Genomic DNA, 16,745 nt, shown 5'->3' with positions numbered 1-16,745 from the left:
AGCGTTGCGCACGCGGTCAACGTCAAGATGACCACCAGCGGATGCCGCAGCCCGCAGGCCGAGCGCTGCTCAGGCACCGCCGCCAACCGGCGTATCAACGCCGATTCCACCACGACCGGATCAGTCGCCAGCTCGGCTTCCCACAACGCCAGGTCGGCGAACTGGTCAAGACACGGGACGAGACGAGAGCTGGTCGGGGAAGATGGGGACACGAGCGCGACTCCTGCGGCGATCTTCGGATTCGAGACCTGAAAGATCAGCAGAAGTCGCGCTCTTTCGTCTTCCACCTGGCCAAACACTCAACGTCGGCATACCGCATCAGAACCCGGGAACGCCGGGGCCCTGGGAGTGCGATGACGGTGTGCGACCCGGCACCTGATTCGTGCGTGTTTCTCATAAATGTGGTCGACTTACTAGTCGATCAGAGTGTAAGTGTTGATGGCCAGTTCCGGCACCGCGTATCTTCCAGCAGCACCTCCATCAGACCCGGACCTGTTTCTCCGGGGCGTTATTAGCGGCGATATGCCCTTGCACAGCTCTGAAGCCGTCAGGGTGACAATAACGTGCGACGCCTGTCGTGCACGAGCCCGGGCCGCGTCACTCAATGAGCTCGAACAGATCGCCCTGAACCATCTTGTGTGGAGGCTGCTGTTCTGCAGAGCCGTCGTCCATTTCATCTTGGGCGAGGCAGTCTGTTGCGTAAGCGAGCCAGGCTTCGCTTACCACTCGGCCTCGCGCGCCCAGCTTCTGACCGTTGAGCTGTGCCCAGTGCTGGACGCGTAGATCTTCGAGTAAACCGTCAGCCCCCAAAGCATCGAGCCGCCCTGCCTCGCTCAGTCGGTAGGAGGCTGTGATCCGGGCCGAGAGTCGACCGTTTCCCCCAGTTTCGATTCCCCGTAATCGAGCCCAGTCACGTACAGCTTGCGTCTCAGCGCGGGACACGACAAAGCGTTGCCGTTGTTTGGTCTGGTCGCGTAGGCATCCGCAACTCCTGGTGTTGCCCGAGGTGACTTGTGCCTGGACGGCCGTGAAGGGGTGCAGATTGCCGCAAACGCATCGGTAGTCGCGAACGATTTCCGTATACCGGTTTGGGTTTCTGTATGGTGTGCTGATAGGCGTTAGAAGACTGTATTGATGGGGTGGCGTTTCCTTGAGTTTACGGGGGCGTCGAACTTTTGTCCGTTCGGGCTTGCGTCGCGGGGGACGTAGTTCCCCCCAGGTGGCGATAATGTATGCGTCTGCCTGATCTTGGACCTGTGCTACTCCGCGGGTAAGATAGTCATCGAGTGCAGGGACACTGTCAGGGAAACGGTCTTGTATAGCGGCTGCTACGGCACATGCCTGCTGGTAGGGGGTTGATCGCTCTGGCACTGGCACGGTCAGTCCCTCTGGAACCTTCAGTGCAGGGAGATCTCCCCGCCGCACGTGAACAAGCAGATTTAGTAGGCCAGCAGTGACTAAAATCTTGCTTTTCTCAGTCTCATACTGCTGTCGATCTCTCCGTTTGATGGAATGGTGGTACGAGCCGTCATACTCGACACCGATTCGGATTCCTCCCTCTATCTGAAAAACGGCATCGACTTCTACTGCTTTGTAACGCCAGTGCTTCGGTTTGTACTGCGGCGGAACTGTGATCTGGTGTGAAGCAAAGTTGGGCAGACCGTCGGGCAGTCGAGAGTCCGGTAGCTCGGGTTGAACGAGTTTCATCAGACCCGAAAGTTCCGCGACGAGCCGGACCTGTTCCTTCGAGATTCCGGCTCTCGAGCACTGCGGGCAATCGCCACCCTGAACGCGATTGAGGATGGTTGCCTTCCATCGATGCCCGTGGCGGCACCGCCAGGGCAGTGTGGCGTACACGCCGCCGGGTTCGTTCCCGGCTATTTGTTTCCTCGAGACGTTGTGCTGGCTGGTGGGCAGTTGGCTCGGGTCAATGTCTGGATCGTCGAGTCCATCAGCGATCTCTGGGAACCACGTGTGTAGCGAATTTGTGTCGTCTATCACGTACCCGGCGCAAACCCGGCAACCGTCTCCTTGGAGGGCGCGTTCTTTTACCGCCGCCTCGAAGCGGTGCTCAACTGGGTGCCATGTACCCGTCTCACGGGTGACTGCCCATGTCCGGCAGACCCACGACACTCGCTCATGTGCTGCGTAGTTCATCTGACTCTTCGGCACCGGGCCGCGATACTGGTCGGCCAGCGTTGGGATATCGGTGAGTCGGATCAACTGCCGGCAGGCCGGGCACCCCGCGCCAGCCTGAACTCTGTCCTTGGGCAGGGCCACCCACGGCTTGTGGCCTAGGCCAAGGGGGCACTGCCATAGATAAGGGTGTGCCTCGTCATGTCTCTGGGCTGTCGCGGAAACCTCCTCGGGCCGGGCGTTATTGTTCGGGTACCATTGTTTCGCCACATCAGGGATGTCGGCGACCATGGTCTTCCCACGCCCACCTGTGCGGTTGGCCCACTGTTCCTTTACAATGATCTTGTGCTGGTCCCAGAAAGCTTTGACTTCCGCCTGACGGGCCTTTGCTGCTTCAACCTCGGTCTGTACGCGTTCACGACGAGCGCGGTTAAGGCCGTTCCAGGTGCTGCGCATATGCTGAAGCATTCGCAGTCGATCCTCTCGGCTGCCTCCGGCCGGATCCAGCGGTTCCGGGCGGGGCGGCCACGCGGCGAGCGTGGCATCGGATGCCGCGAGAACACACTCGGCGGTGTTGCTCCCAGAAACATTGGGGGTGCTGGCTCTGAACACGGGGTTAGGTTACGCGACAAGACCGACAAGGAATTCGTTGTCGTGGCTATGGGCTATTTTCTTCGGCCGCTCGATTGAGTTGAATCATAAGCTCGTGGTTGGCCGCGCAGACGGCGAGTTCGTCGTTCCGTTCGGACATACGGGACATCGGACCAGTGCCGAGCTATGTTGATCTTGATGACAGATAAGATCAACGCACTGCGAACCGATCCGGCCTCAGGCCTACCCGATGCGTGCGCTGCGAGCAGTCGGTCGATGCCGAGCCGGTTAGCGTCTGGGCCATGCGGCACCCCACCCCGGGTGGCGGCATGCTTCTATCTCCTTCGGACTGTTACCGCCCTAGCAAGTGGTCTGTCCGGAATTTCTGGAGCACCTTACTGCTCGTCGAGGATGCCGTCGGTCAGTCCTCGAAATAGACAGGCCTTTCCTCGATGCCCAAGGCCACGAGCATCGAGGCAGTGGGCACCCGGTAGCGGTGGCCCACCCGTATGACAAGGCAGGGGAACGCGCCGAGGTGGACCAGCCGGTATGCGGTCCCGATGGAGATGTCGAAGGCGCGGGCCGCCGTGGCGAGGTCGACGGACAGCGGTAGGTCGAAGGCTTCGGCGAAGCCAAGGGGCCGGGTCATTGGGGAACTCCTGCCCGACGTCCCAGGGGCAGACTCGCCCGCCGTCCACGTCGAGGATGGCGTGGAGGAACCAGTCCCAAGCGGTTTGCCAGCAGGCGGCGGCGTACTTCTTCGATCTGCGCCGCCGTTAGACCCGAGATATCCACAGCTGAGGAGTCCGGTTGGGGTGCGTCCGGCAGATCAGCGACATCCTTGACAATACGGTGGGCCGCTACGGTTCGAGCGAAGTGCCAGGCTCTGCTTGCCGCGGTTCGCAGTAGAACCTCGCCGACTTTCGTTTGCGCGAGGTCTACGGTGTCCACGCCCTCCAGGAGAGCGAGTAACATCTCCGCCTCCACGTCCTTCCGTTCTACGCGGAGGCGGAAGGAGGCGTTGTATGAGGTATGCGTGATCCGCGGTATCGCGAGCCAAATGACGAACAGCCTCCATGTACTGTCTTGCTGGCGTTCCCGCCGTGCTGCGGTGATGACCTGTCGCCACAGGGCGTCGCGTTTGGCCTGGTCTTCTCCGGACGACACCCTCCGGGCCTCCTCCGACGTCATCTTCAGGGGCCCCTGATCAGTCAGGATGGTCAAGGTCAGCGGGGATCGGAGAACGGCTTCGCCGATGACATGACGCGCCTCCCTCCATGGGAGCAATGACATGATTCCTAATCCTCATAGGTTTCAGGGGGTTCTGCTGGATCCTCGGGCCCTGCCTCCCCATACCAGTTGATGATTCGATCGGCCTGAGGTACCTGCTTCGTTTCCTCCAGGAACTTGGCGAGGCGCAGCCGGAAGACCTGACGTTCCTCGTCAGATGCGAAGGTGAGCTCGTCGAGCCATTGGACGAGCGGGGGAGCGGGGGTGAACAGGTCAGCCTCGGTGACAAGAGGCGTCGGAGCTAGAGTGAACGGCTGCGTCACCAGCGACCGAAGGGCCTGCGGGACCTCCTCATTGTTGGCCGCCGACGTCAGCTGGGCGAGGTCGGCGAGGTGCGAAACTGTCTTCGTTATCTCGCACTCATTGGTGGCGAGCAGCCATACGACGGCGCTCCCCATGTCCGGGAAGAAGTTCTTGGCGAGATAGTCACGTCGGTGGCGTTCGTGTTCGCGCCTCTGTTCCCAGAGTTGGTGATCTTTTCGGATTTTGGACATTTCGGTGAGGCGCGCTTCGTCTTCTGCCGAAAGCCGCACTGTGACATCACGGCCCATGACCAGCGCGCTGCCTGACGAATCGGCGATGAGATCGCCGAGCACGGCCGCGAGGTTGTGCCGCAGTTGGTCGTGACGGTCAGGGGAATACAGGACGGCTATGGGCTGGGCGCGATCCAAGATCGACTGGATGGCGACGTCGCCGAGGTGGACGTCAGAGGCGAGGCTGTTGGCGTGACCTGACGGCCGCCACCGCACGGTGACCGACATGGAGAACCAGTAGTCGGGGTCGGCGCTCTGGAGCCGCAGGTCGGGGACGAGAGAACTGCGGAACGGATCCGGCGGCGGGACATAGACGGGTTCGGCGAAGCTAGCCGTCGGTGACCGGTGTGAGGGGGCCTTGGTCGTGCGCCAGACGAACAGGGCAAGTCCAGCTAGCAGAGCGCCGGCGGCGATGACTGGCCAGAGCCAGGCCGGCCATCCGAGGGACGTTCTTATCCACAGGTAGGCAAGGCCTGCCAGCACGATTCCGACGAGTAGAGCGACGGTCTTACTGCCTGTGTTCATCAGGGCCCTCCTGAGCCGTGAAGGTTATGCCCTGAGCGGCATCGATGGCCTGTAAGAATGTCTTGGCGGAGTCCGTCGGCTGTCTCGATGACCGGGCGTGGACCTCCAGGTAGAGCAGCGCGGAGCTCCGGTCGTCGCCGCGGATCGCGGCGATCAAAATGTTCATGAAGTGCTTCCTCATGGGGGCGGTATTGAGCTGATCGAGCCAGGTGTGCAGCCGTTCCATCCACTCATCGCGTGGCCTTTGGGCCAGCAAGACCGCCCAACAGGTGGAGAGCCCGGCTCTGACCCTTCTGTCTTCAAGCGGCGCCACCTGGCCGCGGGGGCGAGTGATCAGTTTTTCCGGGTCGGATGCTTTGAGGAAGGTCGCGGTCTCGCCGTCGGACCACCCTCGCCTGCCGTTGAGCGTCAATCGGTCTAGGAGACGGCGGTAGAAGCGGCGGCTCCGCTCAGCCTGCTCGCATAGGGCGTCCTGGGCCCGGGCAGAGACCAGTGGGCTGCTGTGTCGGCTGAGGTGGAGCAGTCGGATCTGCGCCTGTTCTGGATACTGCTGCGCCATGATGTCGGCGCAGACTCGGACAAGAACCCAGCCGAACCAGGGGTCCGGCTCTGGACCCGTGACCCAACCGTAGATCTGTCGACGGAACCGGCGTGCGTGCCGAGGTGCGAGGAGCCCGCACTCCAGCGCACGGGCCGCGAACGGGAGCAGGCTCTCTTTTAGCGCCCATCGGAAGGCCAGCTGATCGAGGTCATTGGGACGATTCGTCCGCAGGCATTGATCGGCGAAGCGGGAGACGAGCTCAAGACTCTGGGGGGACTGGAGTTCCCCGGACTCGACGACTCGTGCGACCGCCTCTCGAAAGGAGTCCCGGAGTCGGGGAAAGTTGTCCCAGAAGTACCGTCTGATGGCTTGGTCGTAGGCCAAACCTTTGAAGCGGACGATTCCCTCTTCCCGGGTCAGATTTAAATCTCTGAAACGTTCGGCTAGGTCGGGCCGCTCGAACGCGGGGTCCTCCTCGGGCCGGCCCGACGCGGTGAGGAGGATGCCGGCGGTGTACTCCACCGCGTCGGCCGAGGCACCGCTCAGCAGTCCGGCGGACAGCAGCAGAGCGCGTTGGCCTCCATCGCGAAGCTTCTTGATGTTGTCGACGATTTCGTTGTCTCGGTCGGAAAGCGCTGTGATGGCCTCGCGACACCATTCTGTGAATCCGCCTCGGCCGTGTTGGGAGCGTTTCGCCTCAAGTACGATGCTCGCGAGCTTGGCGACATCCCACATCGAACAGGACGCCACATGCCGTCCAAGCTCGGCCGCATCGATCTCCTCGGCCGTGTATGTGATCCCCTCAACGCGCAGGTAGCGCTGGAACACGCGCATGCCCGAAGGGCTGCCGACACGGACCACCAGCGAGTCGAACTCGGGGAGCAAGAGGGGGAGGCGCTCGGCGGGAACCACTACCACCAAGCAGGCCCGGTACTCGCGCAACTTGGCGCGATAGGAAGAGAGACGCTCCTGGAGGGGCTTGTATTCCGAAGGATCGGCAGTGGACAGATCGGCGAGGATCCGGTCGCCGTCCTCCCACGAGGAGATGTCTTCGGTCTCGTTCAACTCCTCGATGCTGTCGGGCAGGCTGCGGATCGTCCCGGTTTCCGGCTCTCCCCGCCAGTTGCTCAGGAGCATCAGCGCGGCGGTGCGGCGGCCGTTTCCGCTTTCTCCGGACACGACCACGATGCCGGAATTCTCGAAGCGGTGCTGCGCCTCGCCGAAGTGTGGCGGTGGGACGAAACGCGGGTTGAGCCAGTCCAGATAGTCACGTGACACCCAGCGCGGATCTGCAGCCTTGAGTGACGCGGCGGCTGACTGGATGAAGTTGTTGGTCTGATCGCCCGACCCCGTGTGCGTGGGCGCAGTTGCCGCGTTGACCTGGGTGGTGAAGCGATCCCCGGCCATCACGGTTCGTTCTCGGTGTCTTTGGGAGCGCCGAAGGCCTGGTTGATCTGAGTGCCTCGGCCGTTTTCGATGTAGTTAGTCCCGGGGCCGCTGAAGTGGTGGCCGCCATAGATGGAACCGCTTCCGGTATGCGTCCCGTTGATGACGGTTCCCGAGTTTCCGTTAACGACGCCGATGCTGTTGCCGTTGCCTGGCCCGAGTGGTTCCTTGGCGTACGCGTCGGCGAGATGCGGCAGTTTCCTGGCGATGAAATCGCCGAGCTTGGTGATGTCACCGTTGTGGTCCTTGGAGCCGATCTGAGCGGACTGGAGATCAGCTAGATCCGCGAGGTCTTCGGGCAGGTCCTGGCGCTGGAGCCGCGGCAACTTGGTTCCGTCCAGCACTGGAACCACTACCAGACCGTACGTCAGCGCTTCGATGATCTCCTTGCGGACCCAGTCGTCCGTGGCATCTAGGGCGCGTTCGCCGCGCCGGTTCATGGCGTCGAGCCAGCCGGGTCCGATGATCGCGAGCAGGATCTGGCACCGCCGGACGTTCTTGATCAGGCTGTCATCGAAGCGCTGGCCGAATTCGATGGACTTGGTGGCCCGGTAGACGGTGCCGGGGCCGAATCGTTCCGACAGCTTCTCGTCGAGGTAGGCGGCTGTGTTCTCACCGTCACCCGTGCGGTAGTTCAGGAAGATTTCGGGCATGGCGCGCTCCACTCGCGGCTTCCGCCGCAGTTCAGGGGATGGGGTTAGACGCCGAAGGCGGAGATGGAGGCGACAAGCCTCGGGTAGAGGTCGCGGACCGCGTGGTTCGTGCGGTACCTGGCCAGAACATGGGTGAGACGGCGCAGGTCGATCGTTACGGTGGCCGAACGGACGGAGTGCACGCCGTCCAGGAGCGAGTCGGCGACGCGGCAAGCCTGGTCGATGTCGCCTGCGGAGGCGTGGGCGAGAGCCTGACGGACGCCGTATCGCGTGCGACTCCGCACGGCGGTCGGGAGCAACCGGCGGATCTCGGCGTCGAGAAGATCTGCGGCTTCGCGCGAGCGCCCCAGGTCGTGAAGGCACCAGCCGGTGGACATCGCCACCTGGTCCGGGACGTGGCTGGAGCCGAGGATGGGAGCATTCCCGGAATCGTCCCGGGCCAGGAGGTCACGTGCGGTGTCGAGGGCGCTCATGCAGGCCCGGTAGTCGCCCGCCAGGGCGTGGCCCTGTGCCTCGCGCTGCGCCGCCAGCCCTTTGATCCTGGGTGGGACGTCGGCGCGAGCCGCCTCGGCCGCGAGAGCGATGGTCTGTTCGGCATCGTCCGCGTATAGCGTGATTAGCGCTCGCCTGACCAGCGAGTAAGTGCTGAGGTTGGTGTCATCGCCCGCCTGCGCCATCTCGACGGCCATGTTGGTCCACCACAGCGCCGCGCGGTTGTCGCCAGCCTCTTGAGCCATCCAGCCGGTATATTCGGCGTATCGGGAGCCGAGCGCGAGGACGTCGGGTCGGTGGCGGTCACTTGACCGTTGTGCCATCCTGCGCAGGGTATGAACCTGTGTGATCAGTATGGGCAGCATCTCGCTGGGGGCGACGGCCTGTCCAAGCTGACGGAGTTGAGGGAAGAGCGAACCGAACCCGCTTAACGCCGCAGTTTCATCAAGACCTGCCGGTGTCCCTTGGACGCTTACGCGCATTCCAGCTAGTGAGATCGCACCCATGGCAATCGCCTGCCGCCGGCCAACCGGGCCGAACCAGTTTTGCCCGTCGTTGTCCAAATACATCATCCACCCTTCGTTGTCGGTTGTGCCGTCGATCGGTCCGGTGTTCTTGGTGACAACGGGAACGAGCGCTGCGAGTTCACCTTCCGCTTCGAGAACCACATCGCAGTGCCGGGCAAGGTCACGCGATGGCGGCTTGTCGCCTCGTTCGACCTTGCTGAGATGACCTTTGCTGTAGTTCACAACCTTCGCGAGCTGCGAAAGCGTCATCCCCGCAGCGAACCGGCGCCTCCTGAGCTCGGCGCCGAAATTTCGATTCACCCACTCATTTCGCTTCATTTCCCCGTCTCCTTCCAACTGGACGACCGGCGACTTCTGGATTTACCGCCACAGGCGAACATGATGAAGGAAAGGCGGTAAGAGATTCCGCCACGACCGAGGAGGTAGGTTAACCCGTGTGCTCAGAACGGTGCTACCAATGTTGTCGGGAGACACATTCTCCGATGCCTGACGTACTTCTGTATCAAGTTTCACTCGACGCTCTCCTGGCCGTCTACGATCATGCATCCGCACAATCGGCAATCGGCCTCCTGGTCGTCTTCCTGCTGGCGGGAGGCAGAATGGTTCGTGGCCAGTTGAATTCTGCCATGCCCGTGAAGAAGGGGAAGAGGTTCCGAAGGGTTTCCCGTTTCCTCTTCAAACGAACTCAGCGCCTCTCCTCGAGACGCTGTAGCTCGACGGCACCGGTGTGGCCGCCTTTGGCAAGGGCGTCAACGACGGCCCGGAAGTGCGGACGTGCCGTGGCTGGCAATTCCGGATGGATGTCTCGCAGCCAATCTGACAGGAAATAACCGGGCAGCTTGACGTTCCCGCGTACCAGCCGGGCCACCCATGGAAGACCAATCTCGACCTGCTGGTGGACCGGTTGGGCACGAAGGAATGCCAGGAGTTCGTCGAGTCCGGATGTCGGCGCGGTGAGCGTCCAGGCCTCGATGAGGTGCTTAACCGAAGCCAGCCGGAGCCAGCGCTGGCGCGCCTCACGCAGGGTGCCATCGATGTCGGCATCCATCCCCCAAGGCTGCGGATTCGGCAGGAGGCTCGCCGGGATGGGGACGTCCTCGCCGGGAAACGTGAGGACGATCTCCATAATGGTGGGCCACACCGATGCGAATGCGCCAGAGAATTCGGCCTCGTAGGTCACCACCGTTTTGAATGCCCAAAGTAGGTCGTCGAGCACGCTCGGCCGGGTTGCGAGGCGTTCGACGAAGTCCAGGACAACCTCGGGCTCCGCCAGCGCGGTACGGAGAAGCGCCGCTGCCATGGGGGCCTTGTCCTCCTCGCGGTCGCTCTCGGCGGAGCGGGCGTAGGCCGCCAGGAGCGCGGTTCTGTGCCGCCGCGCGGTCTCGGTAACGCAGTGCTGGACGCACGCTGCGTCGAGGACAGGCGTTACCGAGGTCTCCAGTTCGCGCAGGAACTGCTCCGCGTTGTGGAGCCGGTCAAGCCGATCGATCATTGTCTGATGGCCCGTGCCTTCGAAAAGGTTCAAGGCGTGCTGGATCCCGGCCTCGACGGCACGCCAGGCTGCGACGTGATGGCAGGGCTCCGAACAGGGCTCGGACCAGAGTGGACGAATACCTTCCGCGAAGTAGACGCGGGCCTGGTGGACTGGGTGTGCCCCGCAGGCAATGATCGCTTCGGGATCGGCCTGCCGTGACTCCGCGAAGGTGGGAAGCAGCGTCCGGGGCAGGGCGAGAGCGGCCTGAATGGTATCGCCCCCGAGCGAAATGGCCTCGGGGTCGTCGTCGATGCTGGAGTGGATTGCCGCTGTCAGAAGATCGATAGACCATCTGAGATCATCCGAGTCGAGGGCAGCGCCTGCGGCGACGGAGTGTATGGCCGCCGCGGCGACCGAATAACGTGCGTCCAAGGGCCGGACGGAGGGATCTAAACTCCGGACGGTCTCCACGTCTTTGGTGAGCTGACGAAGATCGATATCGCCGGGCAAGTCGATCCTGTACGGCAGGCGCGCGTCCGGCCGGTAGCTGTTCAGCATGCGATAAAGCTGGCCGGTGAGGGCGGTGTCGGCGCAAATTTTCGCGAGGTCCGCCGCCATAGATGGTTTGACTTCGACGAGTTGCCCCTGTTCAGCCCGAGTGATGGCATAGCGCTTCGCGTCGAAGTGGTCGGCCCAGCTGCTTACGGCCAGGTCATCTTCATCCCCAGCCGCACGCAACCGAGAGCCCACCTGCCGTAGCCGCTCCAGGGCCGCTTCGTCACTTTGAGACATGGCTTGGAGGACGAGCAGCATGGCAGCTTCCCTGGGAGCGAACCCCAGGCTCGGCGGTCCCTCCAACTTATGGAGCTGTCTTGCCAGGATCCGGGCGGACTCGAGCTTCCACACAACGGGCGAGGCGAGGAAGCCGTCGAGTTCGTCAGTGATCTCGTTGAGCTGACGAAGCAGCATGCTGTACGCGAGTCCGGCTCCGGCGACTGTGTCGATCTGTCGAAGGGTCACTATTGCGGCGTCCTTCGGAGGCAGGGCGAGGTCATCGAGAAGGACCCGTTCAACCGCCATGAGCGCGCTCATGCATGGCTGTGGCCCCGTGAGTGCGCCTTGATACCAAGACCAGGACGTGACCGGACCGGGGTATTCGCGCTCCCCGGAGTTCATGAAGTCACCGGTCAGCGAGGGCCCTTCGGCGTGCGCCTTGAGTAGCCCCCGGATCAGGGCGAAGCCGTGTTTGGGCGAGCGCCGGAGCAGGCAAATGAACGGTCCCCGATACCAGGCGGCTTGGTTGTGGAGGAGAAACTCGTGTGCTCCTCGCCCGCGTCCCGGCCGATAGTAGGCAAGGGCCAATTCGACAAGGAGCATCGGATTGGCGCCGGCCAAGGAAGAAGCCGGGTCGAAACGATCGACGGCTCGCATGAGCTGGTACGCGCGGTCGGACGTCTGCGCGCGTAGCTCCGCTTCGGAGCGCTCATCCTGGTCTCCTCCGAGGAGCGCAAGAGCCTCGAGGAAGGCACCTTCGCCGTACTGCGGAGGCGAGGCAATGAGGCTGTCGCGCAGGAGCACCCGCGTCGGCCGGTAATGATCGATGTTGTCCCCGCGGATCTCCAGCCGGGAGACGCCTCGCAACCAGGCGAGGACGACATCGTCACGCAGATCGTTGTGGCGCCTGGTCAAGACCTCGCAGTGTCTGGCCAGCCAGGCGACGACCGGTGCCCCTGCCACCGGGTCACAGGCGAGATCCTCGCCGAATCGCAGCGTCGTGCAGCGCAGCAACTGCTCCAGCAGAGAAGGCTCGCTGAGAAGCCGCTCTGTCAGAGCATCAAGAACCTCAGCGCACCATCCTGCCGAGAGCATCGCCTCCCAGGGAACCTCTTCCCACCGCGAACCGTGCGCTGACGCCAGTCGGCTGAAGTCGGCGTAGGTCTCTGCCCAACGTGGCCCGAGTCCGGTTCCGGGTCGGATTCTCTCCTGGCAGAGGATCCGAGCGGCCCGAACGGCCCAGCGTGGCCCTTTGATCTCCAACAGCCCTGTTCCGCCCTCTTGGAACAGGCGCCATGCCGTCGCGAAATCGCGAAGGACGTCGTGGGCGTACGTCTCTTCACCGATAGCGGAGCCGTCACTTATCGACATGAGGATCCCATCGGAGCGGAGAGAGGCGAGTGCGGCTCCGGACGAGGTGGGCGTCCACGGCTTCCCCAGCATTCTCTCCGTGATCGTCCCCAGGGCGGACGCGCGGTCGTCGGGCGGAACTCCATTCACCGTCATGCCCAGGTTGAGCACGACCGCCCAGTGATACAGCCGATAGATGTCGGACTCGCAGGCCAGGGTGTCAGGTAGCACGGCTCCACGCCGTGCGGCGCGCAGAAGGAGATTGACCAGACCGAGACGGCGCAGAAGCCAACGGGAGCGCATGTCCCTGGCCATCAACGCCAGTTCGGGAGCGGACGCCAAGAGCGTCGCGATCTCCTCGTCGTCCAGTGGAGGGACGACGAAGTCCTCCACCTCGCAGGAGAACATTTCGCGAATGTTGTCGGCGGCGTCGTCACGGCTGATCAGGACTATCCGGGCACCTGCTTCCAAGGCGGTGTGCACCGCGTCGGTGTCCAGGCCGGTCTGGATCGCCTCGGCTCCATCGAGTACCAACAGTGCGCCTTGCGCGCCCGAGAGGAGTTCGGCGCACGCGGCAACGTCGCGCATACTCGCCATGAGCAGCTCCCCCTCTCTGTGGCGGAACTCCTCGGCAGCCTTCAACGCGGCTACGGACTTACCGGAGCCAGGTTCTCCCCTGATCAACAGGATCTGGCCGGGGATGGTTCGCCCGAATGCGCTCACCAGCCGATCCAGGAGTTGCGCCCGTTCGAGGTGGAGGGAAGGTTTCGTGGAGAGTTCCTGGACAGTCGTCCTACGAAGACTCCGCTCCCACTCCTGGAATCGACTTCGCAAATCAGGCTGTACGGCGTGATTCACGACCATCCAGCCGTTCCCCACTGCGTACGTCGCGGCCCCCTGATCCCCGTAATGGGTCATCTCCAAGGGGCCATTCACGACATTGAGAACGCCGTCGTGCTCGGCGTGATTGAATTGCCAGGTGACGTCCTGAGAAGGCGCGACCGTGTGCGAGGGCAAGGCTCCTGTCAGGGCCATAACGGCCAGTGCGGCCGTGCCTATGGATTCTTCTTTGCCGATCGTCCAAATCGTCAGGCAGGCCTCGATCCTGGCGGTCTTGCCCACAGCCAAGGCGCCAGCCGAACAGTCTGTCCGCGATGCGCTGTCGATGACAACGGGACCGATATGAATCCTCTTCGGGATACGGATGCCGACCAGCGACTGAGTAAGTGTCTGAAGCAGTGCGGGTGAGGCGGCCTTGACTCCGTCGGCCCCCTGGATCTCATCGGCCACAACGACATCACCCGGTGCGACGTTCAAGGACAGAGTACGGCCCACCCCCAGGAACAGCACCACCTGAGGATTTAGAGCGAGTCGGGCTCGTTCAGTGATCGCTGCGGTCGGATACTCCTCCAGTTCCAGCCGGACGAGTGCTATGACGCGGTGGCCTAGGCGGCCCACGTCGAACTGGATCCCGCCGTGGACCTCCGTGCGAAGTCCGACCATGTGCGAGCGCAGCATTGTGTGGTCCCCGTCCAAGACCGTCAGCACGACGACAGGTCCATCAGCGGCGTTCTCCACCAAAATTCCCCCTTTGTCGGTGCTATTCTGCCCAGAAATCTCATCACCAGGAGTGTCAACTTAACGGCTGATCTTGGTTTTTGAAATGGTCAGTGATTGGCGGGGGTGAGATCATCCTCAAGGAAATCTGGAAGGCATTAGCCTGTGGCTTTCACGATAAATTTGAGCAAGCTTGATCGTTTGCATGATAAAAGTGTCCTCTGGTTAAGGTGATTAGACTTATTTAAAGCCTCGCCCATCCAGGCGAGAAGGCACTTTCCATATGAACTCTACTGCACCCCACCGCAAGATCACTGTCTCTATAGACGGCCACGAGCTGATCTCTCACACCAGCGCCCACGCTGTGCAGGCTGATCGTGGCTCGTGTGACGCTGTTTGTATGGGGGCGAATCGTTGTCGGCGAGAGGACCGGCCAGTGGCCGTTGGCTACTCAGCGGCCGGGGTGAGCTGTGCGGTTGGCGACAGACAGCTGCATCGGATGCCAATGTTGCTGGTCGGAGACTTCGTGCATGGCTCTTCATTAGAGGCTTTCAGCTAGGCCGACTCAGGTGTACTCGGCGGTGGAGATCACAGCTTGTGGATATTGGTCGCGACGAAGTCAAAGCCGTCCTGTCGGCGCTGAATGATCTCGAACCCCACACAGTCACTGGGTTTTAGGACTTGGTGGCCTTCAGCGAGAATGTCGCTGAAGTGTGCGCAGGCGTCGTGTCCCAAGGCAGCCCGGGCGAGGAGATCATGCCCCATCCTTCTTCCGCCTTCCATAGCTTCACAACACCGTGGGCCATGACGCCATGCTCAAGCTGCTCCCGTCGCCCTCTCCGGGAAACGATCAAACCGATCCCGGGAAGCGATCTTCAGAAGGGCTCTTCGCTGCAGGCCAGACCTACTCGTGAACACCCCACAAGATCGAAAGGCCCGGTTCCAGGACATGGAGCCGGGCTTTTTGCCGCTCAAGCGGTGTGCAGGTCGTCAGCGGCCGGGATCGTGCGGCGCGGTGTCCGCTGAGGGCTCCGGGGCCGGAGTCAGCGAAAAGCCGGCGAACACCGCCCGAGCTCTGCTGTTGCGGTCCCGTGAGGCGTGCGTGCAGCGGTTGAGGGTGGTCGAGATCTGCTCGTGCCCGATCAGTCCGGCGACGTCGTTGACGGGGACCCCCTCGGAGACGAGCCGGGTGGCGGGGGCCGCGCTGTTGTTCGGAACGTGAAGGACCACGCGATGGCCGTCTTCATCTCCCGGCACCACGCCATCTAGCTGGGGAAACTCATACGCCACCGCCGTGGAGGCAACCTCACTGCCGCCTGGAAGATCCTTCGAACGGGCTCAGAAGGTGTCCCTGGGCTCCTGGCCGAGAACTCAACAGCCGACTCGGGCGGGGACAGGCTCCTGGTCAGCGGCTTCAAAGGGGGGATAGCTCTCGCCGGCCATTCGATCGGCCGCATCGATGTAGTCGGCAAGGGCGTCGCGGGATTGGGCGAGCCTGGCCATCTGATCGTCCAGTCGCCGCAACCGTGCCCGCATCGCGGCCAGCAACTCGGGACATCCGAGTAGCTCCGGGGCTTCTCCGACCGCGCAGGGCAGCAGGTACGCGATGTCCTCAGAGGACAGGCCCGCACCAAGCAGGTGCCGGATCTGCTTCACCCGCAGTATGGCGTTCTCGTCGTACTCGCGGTAACCGTTCGCGCCGCGGTCCGCCTCCAGCAGTCCTTGGGCTTCGTAGTAGCGCAACTGGTGGGTGTTCACGCCCGTCCGGCGACTCAGTTCCCCGATCAGCATCGAAACCTCACTTGACCTTCACACCGATATCAACGTTGACGATGCTGCCATGAACAGCAAAACCGATACACCCGTGACAGTCATCGGACTCGGCCTGATGGGCCGGGCGCTCGCCGGCGCGTTCCTGAAAGCCGGGCATCCCACAACCGTCTGGAACCGCACAACCTCCAGGGCCGACCAGTTGGTGGCCGAGGGCGCACGGCTGGCGGCAACGGCTGGCGACGCGCTCGGGGCGAGTCCCCTGACGATCATCTGCGTCACCGATTACCAGGCCATGCACGAGCTGCTCGGCGCGAGCGACAGCGAGCTGGACGGCAAGACGTTGATCAATCTGACCTCGGGCGACTCGGCCCAGGCCAGGGAAGCCGCCCAATGGGCCGAGCAACGCGGCGCCCATTACCTGGACGGCGCCATCATGGCCATCCCATCGGTGATCGGGACCGCCGAGGCAGTGATTCTGCACAGCGGTCCGCGATCGGACTTCGAGGTGCACAAGTCAACGCTCGACGCGCTCGGCACCGCCACCTACCTTGGTGCGGACCATGGGCTGGCGTCCCTGTATGACGTGGCCGGCCTGGCCATGATGTGGAGTGTCCTGAACGCCTGGCTCCAGGGCACTGCCCTGCTCAGGACGGCCGGTGTCGACGCCGCGACGTATGCGCCGTTTGCGCAGCAGATCGCTGCTGGTGTGGCCGAATGGCTGCCCGGGTATGCCGAGCAGATCGACAGCGGCTCCTTCCCCGCCGAGGTGTCGGCCCTGGAGACCGACGTGAGGGCGATGGCACACCTGATCGAGGAGAGCGAGGCGGTGGGCGTCAACGCCGAACTGCCGAAGTTGATCAAGTCGATGGCCGACCGCTCGATCGCCGCCGGACACGGTGGGGAGCAGTATCCCGTGCTGATCGAAGAATTCAGCAAACCCCGCAATGACTGACCGATCCCGACACCAGGTTCTCAGCGGTCTCGGTGGAGTCAACTCCGTGCAGGGGTCGCGGGAAGCGATGATCTCCATCCCGGGAAGCGATCTTCCAGGGCTCCGGCCCACCCCGGCTCGCACCCACTCGT

The 16,745-nt window shown here is 63.0% G+C and carries 12 protein-coding genes; 1 reads left to right on the top strand and 11 read right to left on the bottom strand.

All coding sequences use genetic code 11. The features are described from left to right. The 11 genes from BM085_RS44015 to BM085_RS41010 form a co-directional block, all read right to left on the bottom strand. On the bottom strand, nt 1-287 hold a 287-nt coding region (locus tag BM085_RS44015), incomplete at its 3' end, for a transposase family protein (RefSeq protein WP_143121313.1). A gap of 310 nt (nt 288-597) precedes the next feature. After that, nucleotides 598-2,592: a zinc-ribbon domain-containing protein gene (locus BM085_RS41050; protein WP_177245523.1), complete on the bottom strand. Its 1,995-nt coding sequence runs from the start codon at nt 2,590-2,592 to the stop codon at nt 598-600. A 556-nt stretch (nt 2,593-3,148) separates the two neighbouring features. Then, nucleotides 3,149-3,376, bottom strand: coding sequence for a MerR family transcriptional regulator (locus BM085_RS41045; RefSeq protein WP_093892144.1), 228 nt, complete (start codon nt 3,374-3,376; stop codon nt 3,149-3,151). Nucleotides 3,377-4,025: 649 nt separating this feature from the next. Next, nucleotides 4,026-5,075, bottom strand: a complete 1,050-nt coding sequence (locus BM085_RS41040; protein ID WP_093892143.1) for a hypothetical protein — start codon at nt 5,073-5,075, stop codon at nt 4,026-4,028. After that, complete coding sequence (locus tag BM085_RS41035; protein WP_093892142.1) at nt 5,059-7,023, bottom strand: hypothetical protein; 1,965 nt, start codon at nt 7,021-7,023, stop codon at nt 5,059-5,061. Before BM085_RS41035 ends, BM085_RS41040 begins: the two co-directional genes overlap by 17 nt. Next, the gene (locus BM085_RS41030; RefSeq protein ID WP_093892141.1) at nt 7,023-7,715 is read right to left on the bottom strand and encodes a toll/interleukin-1 receptor domain-containing protein; all 693 of its coding nucleotides are present in this window, start codon (nt 7,713-7,715) and stop codon (nt 7,023-7,025) included. Before BM085_RS41030 ends, BM085_RS41035 begins: the two co-directional genes overlap by 1 nt. Before the next feature lie 44 nt (nt 7,716-7,759). Then, the gene (locus BM085_RS41025; RefSeq protein WP_093892140.1) at nt 7,760-9,052 is read right to left on the bottom strand and encodes a helix-turn-helix domain-containing protein; all 1,293 of its coding nucleotides are present in this window, start codon (nt 9,050-9,052) and stop codon (nt 7,760-7,762) included. A gap of 367 nt (nt 9,053-9,419) precedes the next feature. Further along, on the bottom strand, nt 9,420-13,910 hold the full coding sequence (locus BM085_RS41020; RefSeq protein WP_143121312.1) for a hypothetical protein: 4,491 nt from the start codon (nt 13,908-13,910) through the stop codon (nt 9,420-9,422). Between the two features lie 567 nt (nt 13,911-14,477). Then, nucleotides 14,478-14,654 carry a hypothetical protein gene (locus BM085_RS45065; protein WP_177245520.1) on the bottom strand — a complete coding sequence of 59 codons (177 nt, stop codon included), beginning with the start codon at nt 14,652-14,654 and terminating at the stop codon, nt 14,478-14,480. A 225-nt stretch (nt 14,655-14,879) separates the two neighbouring features. Further along, nucleotides 14,880-15,119 (bottom strand): site-specific integrase, encoded by a 240-nt coding sequence (locus tag BM085_RS41015; RefSeq protein ID WP_093892138.1) that lies wholly within the window; start codon nt 15,117-15,119, stop codon nt 14,880-14,882. Nucleotides 15,120-15,260: 141 nt separating this feature from the next. After that, on the bottom strand, nt 15,261-15,680 hold the full coding sequence (locus tag BM085_RS41010) for a MerR family transcriptional regulator (protein WP_093892137.1): 420 nt from the start codon (nt 15,678-15,680) through the stop codon (nt 15,261-15,263). A 49-nt stretch (nt 15,681-15,729) separates the two neighbouring features. On the opposite strand from BM085_RS41010, the gene BM085_RS41005 reads away from it, so the two are divergent. Next, on the top strand, nt 15,730-16,614 hold the full coding sequence (locus tag BM085_RS41005; protein ID WP_093892136.1) for an NAD(P)-dependent oxidoreductase: 885 nt from the start codon (nt 15,730-15,732) through the stop codon (nt 16,612-16,614). Nucleotides 16,615-16,745: the final 131 nt, after the last annotated feature.

It is taken from the genome of Streptosporangium canum, from assembly GCF_900113865.1.
Classification (GTDB): domain Bacteria; phylum Actinomycetota; class Actinomycetes; order Streptosporangiales; family Streptosporangiaceae; genus Streptosporangium; species Streptosporangium canum.
The sequence above is the reverse complement of the archived record's forward strand: the minus strand, read 5'-3'. Positions and strand labels throughout refer to the sequence as shown.